General features: G+C 60.4%; 8 protein-coding genes. 2 read left to right on the forward strand and 6 right to left on the reverse strand.

Features of this window, described 5'->3' with window-relative positions; genetic code table 11:
- Positions 1-350, reverse strand: a 350-nt coding sequence (locus ACHFGA_RS10885) for a hypothetical protein (RefSeq protein WP_394282400.1), incomplete at its 3' end; no start/stop codon positions are given.
- A gap of 196 nt (positions 351-546) precedes the next feature.
- On the opposite strand from ACHFGA_RS10885, the gene ACHFGA_RS10890 reads away from it, so the two are divergent.
- A complete protein-coding gene (locus ACHFGA_RS10890; protein ID WP_394282401.1) occupies positions 547-1,998 on the forward strand; it encodes a glyceraldehyde-3-phosphate dehydrogenase in 1,452 nt (483 codons plus the stop codon).
- 1 nt (position 1,999) lies between these two features.
- Here the strand turns inward: ACHFGA_RS10890 and ACHFGA_RS10895 are convergent, their stop codons facing one another.
- The 3 genes from ACHFGA_RS10895 to ACHFGA_RS10905 all read right to left on the reverse strand — a co-directional run bounded on the left by ACHFGA_RS10895 (position 2,000) and on the right by ACHFGA_RS10905 (position 4,938).
- Entirely contained in the window at positions 2,000-3,160 is a 1,161-nt protein-coding gene (locus tag ACHFGA_RS10895; protein WP_394282402.1) for a glycosyltransferase family 4 protein, read from the reverse strand.
- A gap of 5 nt (positions 3,161-3,165) precedes the next feature.
- Positions 3,166-4,407 (reverse strand): NAD-dependent epimerase/dehydratase family protein, encoded by a 1,242-nt coding sequence (locus tag ACHFGA_RS10900; RefSeq protein ID WP_394282403.1) that lies wholly within the window; start codon positions 4,405-4,407, stop codon positions 3,166-3,168.
- A 123-nt stretch (positions 4,408-4,530) separates the two neighbouring features.
- Entirely contained in the window at positions 4,531-4,938 is a 408-nt protein-coding gene (locus ACHFGA_RS10905) for a hypothetical protein (RefSeq protein WP_394282407.1), read from the reverse strand.
- Positions 4,939-4,969: 31 nt separating this feature from the next.
- Here ACHFGA_RS10905 and ACHFGA_RS10910 point away from each other — a divergent pair, with 31 nt between their 5' ends.
- Positions 4,970-6,133, forward strand: coding sequence for a YihY/virulence factor BrkB family protein (locus ACHFGA_RS10910; RefSeq protein ID WP_394282404.1), 1,164 nt, complete (start codon positions 4,970-4,972; stop codon positions 6,131-6,133).
- A 6-nt stretch (positions 6,134-6,139) separates the two neighbouring features.
- Here the strand turns inward: ACHFGA_RS10910 and ACHFGA_RS10915 are convergent, their stop codons facing one another.
- Positions 6,140-6,847 carry an HNH endonuclease family protein gene (locus tag ACHFGA_RS10915; RefSeq protein WP_394282405.1) on the reverse strand — a complete coding sequence of 236 codons (708 nt, stop codon included), beginning with the start codon at positions 6,845-6,847 and terminating at the stop codon, positions 6,140-6,142.
- Positions 6,848-6,849: 2 nt separating this feature from the next.
- Positions 6,850-7,726 (reverse strand): ABC transporter permease (locus ACHFGA_RS10920; protein ID WP_394282406.1); only part of this gene is annotated, 877 nt, incomplete at its 5' end.

Raw genomic sequence — 7,726 nt, forward strand, 5'->3', positions numbered from 1 at the left:
TGCGCGTTGCCGAACAGGGTGCGGGTGACGCGCAAGTGAAGGTCGTCGGCAGGCTGAACCTCCAGCAACGCGGGGACATCGAAAGAGTCGATCCGCGCGGTGCGCCAGTGCCACCGACCATCCCGGATGATCGCAGCGCGGGTGCCCGAAGCCATCTCAGGGCGCCGACCAGCTCGAGTAATACGCAGGTCAAAAAGGGCGTCACGGGTATCGTCGTCAGGTGCAGAACCGGAAAACTCGATCGATTCCACTGGGCCCAACACGGTCACCGTGGTCGCGTCCACATCATGCTGGGCGAGCACCCCGTCTGTGGCGATGTCCATCAGGGATGTCGGCATACCAAACTCCATGGATGGTTCCTTCTGTTGTGCGGGGCCAATGGGGCGGACAATCTTCCCCCAATAGTAGCGCCGAAAAGTCCGCGCGCTACCCCCGGAAACCCACATGAACATGAATGTCTTCTAGGGTTAACGGGGGAGAAACATTCTCGCATTATTCATCCATCTTGACACCCCGAAGAGGAGAACCGTGAATAACCACGACAGCATGCAGCAGAAACAAGACGACTGGAACCGTCGCCTTTCCTTGGCTCAGGAAATGCTGCCGCTGATCAGCGCCCTTCACCGCGAGCACAACGCAGTGACCTCCATTTTTGGCCGCCTGCTCGTCGGCGTCACCGACATCGACATCATTAAGGCCCACCGCTACGCACGCCGCGTCGGCGCACGCGAACTAGCGTTGGAAGACACCCTGCCGATCCTGCGCGAACTCGTCCAGATGGACTTGGGGACCGCGTCGATCGACCTGGGCCGTCTTGCCAAAAACTTCAGCCGCGAGGGATCCGACGACCTGCGGGGATTCCTCGAGCGGGAGCTTGCCGACGTCATCGGCTCCGAACGCAACCTGGAGCCGAAAGACGTGGTGCTCTACGGTTTCGGCCGCATCGGCCGCCTGCTGGCCCGCATCCTGATCCAGCGGGAGGCCACCTATGGCGGTGTGCGCCTACGCGCGATCGTGGTGCGCAAGAAGGGTGATGAGGATATCGTGAAGCGCGCCAGCCTGCTGCGCCGCGATTCAGTACACGGCCCTTTCGACGGGACCATCTCCGTCGATCACGAAAACGAGGTGATCTGGGCCAACGGCACCCCGATCCAAATGATCTACGCCTCCAATCCGGCAGAGATCGACTACACCTCCTACGGCATCGATGACGCAATCGTGGTGGACAACACCGGCGCATGGCGCGACCGCGAGGGGCTGAGCCAGCACCTCAAGTCCAAGGGCGTGGCTAACGTGCTGCTCACCGCGCCGGGCAAGGGCGATGTGAAAAATATTGTGTACGGCATCAACCACAGCGCTATCACCGATTCGGATGAGGACCGCGTGCTTTCTGCCGCATCATGCACGACCAATGGCATCACCCCGGTGCTGAAGGTGATCGGCGATCGCTATGGAGTGCGCCACGGGCACGTGGAAACGGTGCACTCCTACACCAATGACCAGAACTTGGCCGACAACTATCACAAGGGCCCCCGCCGCGGCCGCGCAGCTGGCCTGAACATGGTGCTCACCGAAACCGGCGCCGCCAAGGCGGTCTCCAAGGCGCTGCCTGAGTTCGAGGGCAAGCTCACCGGTAACGCGATCCGCGTGCCAACCCCGGACGTGTCCATGGCAGTGCTGAACCTGGAGCTAGAGACTTCGGTGACGAAGGACGAGGTCAACGATTACCTCCGCCGCGTATCCACCGATTCGAACCTGCGCCAGCAGATCGACTACATCCACTCGCCTGAGGTGGTCTCTACCGACTTCGTCGGCTCCACTCATGCGGGGATCGTCGACGGTCTGGCCACCATTGCCTCCGACAACCACCTGGTGCTCTACGTCTGGTACGACAATGAGTTCGGCTACTCCAACCAGGTCATCCGCATCGTCGAGGAGATCGGCGGCGTCCGCCCACGCGTCCTGCCACAGCGCAAGGACCCAGCGGACATTCGCTAGGTTAGCGGCGCTTCTTAACGACGCGGCGGGAGTGCAGCTCGATGGATTCCTGGTAGTACTCCACCACTTTTTCGGTGGATGCACGCCAGCTCCAGCGTTCTGCCTCCTCCCGCGCGTTGGCCCCAAGGCGGCGGCGCAGGTCGTCGTCGTTAAGCACCTGTGCGAGTCGGTCGGCCCACACCGAATCGGGGGCTTCGGGGTCGACGAGGAAGCCGGTGGTGCCGTCGTCAATCACGTAGGGGATACCGCCGGCGCGCGCACCGACGACCGGCACACCCGAGGCGAATGATTCCAACGCGACGAGGCCCAAGGTTTCGGTAGTAGAGGGGAAGGCGAAGACGTCGCCGGACGCAAACGCTTGGGCCAGTTCTGCGCCGGACATATAGCCGGTGAAAGTGGTCCACGCGGGATCCAGCATCTTCTTCAGCTCGTCGGCTTGCGGGCCGGAACCGACCATGGCCAAGCGCGCATTGGGAACCTGCTTGCGCAGCTCAGTCATGATTCCGACCAGCCGGTCAAGGTCTTTTTCCAAACTCATGCGGCCGACATAGACCACCAGCGGCGAATCGGGCTGCCCGCCGGTCATCCGGTCCCGCATTTCTGCCGAATAACGCTGCGGGGTGTACCCAACGGTGTCCACGGCCTTGGGCCACAGCTTGATGTTTCGCATCCCGGACTCGCGTGCCTTTTCCATCATCGGGGCCGAGGTGACCAGGTTCATTTCCGCCTGGTTGTGCAAATTGCGGATCCACCATGCGGCCGGCTGACGCAACCAGCCGATCTTCAGGGATTCGGTGTATTCGGGCACGTTGGTGTGGAAGGAAGCAAGGAGCGGAATGTCACGCCGGCGCGCTGAGAGCACACCGTAGGCCGCCAACGCCACCGGGTTGACCGCGTGGACGATGTCCGGCTGGAATTCCTTCATGCGCTCTGCGATCGCGGGGGTGGGCAGGCCGACCGTAATTTCTGGGTAGACCGGCTTGAACGAGAAACCGCGGACTCGCTGCACCGTGAACCCCGCATAGGTTTCTGGGGGATCACCGGGAGCGAAAAGTTGCACTTCGTGGCCCATTTCTGCCAATTGATCAAGATGGCGGGTCACACGCGTGACCACGCCATCGATCTTCGGCAGAAAGACCTCCGTGAACATGGAGATCTTCATCCTGGTTATGCCTTCGCGTTCTCGTTTTCAGCGATGGATGGTGGCACGCCCTCGGACTGATTCTGTGTCCATAGAGAGCGGGCAGGAATCTTCGACATGTCCGCGCGGTCGGCGTACTTGCGGGCCACGTCCTCAACCTCATGGAGCAGGCCCTCAGCCAATTTGGTGGGGTTCAGACCAAGATCCAGGAAGGTTTCATTGACCACGTGGAGCTCGTTTTCTGCGGACTCCTTGCGTGGGTTGGGAACCATTTCTACCGTGGCGCCAGAAATCTCGGCGATCAGGTTGGCAAGGTCGCGCACGCGGTGGGTCTCGGTCATCTGGTTAAAGATCTTCACACGATCGCCCTTCGCAGGTGGGTTGTTGATCGCGATTTCGATGCACTTGACCATGTCGCGGATATGGATGAACGCGCGGGTCTGGCCACCGGTACCGTGCACTGTCAGCGGGTAGTTCACTGCGGACTGCATGAGGAAGCGGTTGAGCACCGTGCCGTAGTCACCGTCGTAGTCGAAGCGGTTGATCAGGCGTTCGTCGCGCTCGGTCTGCGGGGTGTGCGTGCCCCAGATGATGCCCTGGTGCAGGTCGGTGATGCGCAGCTCGTCGTTCTTCGCATAGTAAGCGAACAAAGTTTGATCCAGCACCTTGGTCATGTGGTAGATCGACCCCGGGTTGGTGGGGTAGAGAATCTGCTGGTCGATCAGTTGCGGTTCGGTCTGGTTGCCGTTCTCGTCCTCGTCGACCTCCACCTTGATGTCCAGGTAGCCTTCCGGAATCTTCATGCCGGCGGTGCCATAGCCGTAGACACCCATGGTGCCCAGGTGCACGACGTGGATGTCGAGGCCAGAGTCCACGATGGCGGCCAGCAGGTTATGGGTGGCGTTCGTGTTGTTGTCCACCGTGTAGCGCTTGTTGCGCGAATTCTTCATCGAGTAGGGCGCTGCGCGCTGCTCGGCGAAGTGCACCACAGCTTCAGGCTGCCACGTCTTCAAGAAGTCCAGCAGTTCGTCATAGTCTTCGGCGACGTTGAAGTTCTTGAAAGCAATCTCCTTGCCGGAGACTTCCTTCCACGCTTCGATGCGTTCCTCAGTAGAGCGGATCGGAGTGAGAGATTCGGCACCTAACTCTTTATCGATTGCGCGACGCGAGAGATTGTCCACGATGGTAATTTCGTGTCCCGCGTCCGACAGGTGTAGAGATGCTGGCCAGCCACAGAAACCGTCGCCACCCAAGATTGCGATCTTCACTCTTAATACTCCAAAACATTTCAGTGGACAAGAAAAATTGCGTCGATAAACTACGCTGTCTATCTACCGTACTCGGTCGTCGGAAAGTTTGCCCGCTGGCCAAAGTGAACTTCAGATGACCACTCAAGTAACCACAAGCCCCACGTTGACTGAATTAAGTTCAACTTCAGTGGTGTCGTCGTCAAGCGCGCTCAGCTCTTCGCGGGTGGCGGGCGAGAGCGGAATGATCCAACCCAATGTGGGGTCAAGGGCAGGGAGTGCGTCCTTGCGCACCGGGATCCACGTTACGGGGCGGTCTTCGCCACAGGTCATGCGCAGGGGCTCGGACGTCGTTTTGGCGAGGCGGAATGCGCGCGGGTCGAGGGTGATGATCACCAAGATTTCTTTGGTATCGGGCGTGATATGGGCGGTGTGTACCTCGAGGGTGTCTACTTCCGTCATCGCAAGTTCCTCGGGGTAATCGACAAGACGTGGGACGGCATCGGCCCCAAGGAGGTTACGCAGTGAGTCCAAAATACCCATGTCGTTCATCTTATCCACAGTCCACCGGTACCCTAAAGATATGGATGAGCAGCCTGATCACTCTGACATCTCCGGCGAAGAAGAGTCCTCGTCGACGGCGACGGAGTTCATCGTCCCGATCGGCGGAAGCTACGCACAGCCTCTAGCTCACGGCGCGGAGCCACCGAACCCGCTGGAAAGAGGGAATCGCCTCACAGCGAAGGGGTGGAAGTTGGTTGTGCGGCGCACGTGGAGCGATTTCTTCCTCGAGGCTTTCATGGATCGCGGGGCGGTGTTGACGTTCTTCATGCTGCTGACATTTGCTCCCACCGTCCTGGCCGCATATTCGGTGGCCACGCTGTTCCTGGCGCAGAATGAGCAGGAAGTGACGCAGCTTACCGACGAACTCATCGCCAACTATGTGCCCGATGAGATGGCCGGAACGATGCGCGACGCCGTCCAAGCGGTTGTGGGATCCACAGCGCAGGGCACCTTCGCCCTGATCTTCTCCATTATCTTTTCGCTGCTGTCCTCCTCAGCCTATGTGCGTGCATTCGCCCGCGGTGCAAACACGGTGTACGGCCGCGTTGAGGGCCGCACCGTCGTGCCGACGTGGTTGACGATGTGGGGGCTGACCGTCATCATCGTGATCGGCGGAGTTGCCATGCTGGGCGCGTTCTTGCTGCGCGAATCTATCGTGGTCAACGTGCTCGAGCCTGTCGCCGAGCCGCTTGGACTGACTGGCACCGTGGACTATCTGTTGGGCATTTTCCTGCCGATCTGGCAGTGGCTCAGGTTCCCCGTGATTGCGATTGTGGGCATGATCCTGATCGCCAATCTGTACTATTTCGCCCCGAATGTCCGGCCGCGCAAATTCCGCTGGTTGACTTTCGGCTCCGCCACAGCGCTGATTGTGATTGGTCTTGTGTGGTGGATCTTCGGCCGCTATCTCACGCTATTTGCGGGCGCGTCCGCCTACGGCGTTCTGGGTACTGTGATCGCCGTGCTGATCGCGCTGTGGGTCATGAATATTGTGCTCATCGTGGGCGTGAAGCTGGACGCCGAAATTCTGCGCGTCAAAGAACTACAGCTAGGCTACGATTCCGAGCGCACCATCCAGGCCCCGCCGCGCTCCAGCAAGGCCGCGCTGAACTATGCCGCCACGCAGCAAAGCCTTGAGGAAGCAGCACGCGAGCTCAAGAAGCAGGCGCGTGACGACGACTAACCGGGCCTAGCACGTCTCAAGCTGGCGCAGCAGCGCCTCACGTTCAGCGGGAGCCACCCAGAGCCCGTATTTGTGCTTCACCCCGATCTGCGTGCTGGCAAACTCGCAGCGATACGCCTTGTGCGGCGGCAGCCAGGTCGCTGCGTCACCGGCACCTTTTTGCCGATTGAGTTCAGTCAGCGTGGGAATGAGGTTGTCTGGGTCGTGGGCGAATTCGCGCCGCTTCTGCTCGTCCCACTGGAACGCCCCAGTGTTCCATGCGTTGGACAGGCTGACCACGTGATCGATTTCGATGGTGCCGTCCCCGCGGTTGAAATCGACCGTCGTATCCGAGTAAGGATCATAAATCACGCCCCAGGTCACGGTGCAGCCGTCGTCGTCAAGCGCAAGATAGTCGGCACGCTGCGCCAGCACCGCATTGCGCGTGTCGCAGGCACTCTCGATGGAGGCCAGCCCCTGGTTATTGCTCCAGGCATCGCCGAAGGCCTCGCGCGAGTAACCGCCGCTGCCGGCTTTGCCCTTGACGTCGAGCTCGTCGAGTTGCTGCCGGGCAACAGTCTCCATGTCGGCGACAGGTTCGCTGGTGCTCGTCGGCACGCTTTCCGACGATGACTGCGGCGGCTCTCCTGCAGTGGCAAGCCAGACCAACCCCACAACAGCAACCGTCACCACGAGCGTGGTGATCGGCAACCAGATGAACCGCCTCAATGCCATGGCTAGCACTTTAGCGCGGGCACTCGTCGTCGAGCGCGCGGTGGTAGGGATGTAAGGCTGACAGCCAGTACGGACACAAGCACCAAAGCGCTTGCCGATGACACGACGGCCCACGGCGCCCGTTGCGCATAATCAACAGCACCAGACAAGATCAGACCCCACTCGGGCGTCGGGGGTGAAGCACCCAAACCGAGAAACCCAAGGCTGGCGATCGCCAATGTAGTACCAGGTAGCCGCAATACCGCGTGGCGCACCAAGGCCGGTAGCACGACGGGAATGACGTGGTGTGTCATCGTGCGTACAGGCCCTGTACCTAAAAGAGGCAGCATGGCTATGTACGGCCGTGATTTCGCCTCCTCCACCAAGGCTGCGGTATGGGCGGCGAGAGGTGCCCAGCTGACCAGCGCAACAGCAATGGCTGCTCCATACAGTGACGGCCCGGTCAGCGCTGCCATAATTAATCCGGCAATAATCGGTGGGGCGGCGTTGGCCACCTCCATAAAACCGGTCCCAGCTCGCCCAGCTAGCCCGACGAGTAATCCGATGAGCAAACAACTCACTACTACCAACAAAGCGGTGCCGACGGTGCCGAATGCTCCGTGCGCCACACGCCCCAACAGATCGCGCCCAGAAGAGTCGGAGCCAAAAGGCAACTGCCAACTCGGGGTTTCTAGCCTGCCATGTGATGTCGAGTAAGGATCTCGTCCAATGCCCGCCATGATCATGATCACCAGAATCCCGCCGCTGATAGCGGGCACAATATAATCACGTCGTCGTCGATACGCGTCAGGTTTTGGCACTGGGGCGGATTGCAACGCATGCGCCGGCCCCAGTAGCTGTCGGCGTAGCACCTCGCACACCACACCAACTGTCACCGCT

It is taken from the genome of Corynebacterium sp. (genome assembly GCF_043426755.1).
Lineage (GTDB): Bacteria > Actinomycetota > Actinomycetes > Mycobacteriales > Mycobacteriaceae > Corynebacterium.

Coding starts and splice junctions, on each gene's coding strand:
- ACHFGA_RS10890 (WP_394282401.1), top strand. CDS start 547: ATGCAGCAGAAACAAGACGACTGGAACCGTCGCCTTTCCTTGGCTCAG.
- ACHFGA_RS10905 (WP_394282407.1), bottom strand. CDS start 4,938: ATGAACGACATGGGTATTTTGGACTCACTGCGTAACCTCCTTGGGGCC.
- ACHFGA_RS10895 (WP_394282402.1), bottom strand. CDS start 3,160: ATGAAGATCTCCATGTTCACGGAGGTCTTTCTGCCGAAGATCGATGGC.
- ACHFGA_RS10915 (WP_394282405.1), bottom strand. CDS start 6,847: ATGGCATTGAGGCGGTTCATCTGGTTGCCGATCACCACGCTCGTGGTG.
- ACHFGA_RS10910 (WP_394282404.1), top strand. CDS start 4,970: ATGGATGAGCAGCCTGATCACTCTGACATCTCCGGCGAAGAAGAGTCC.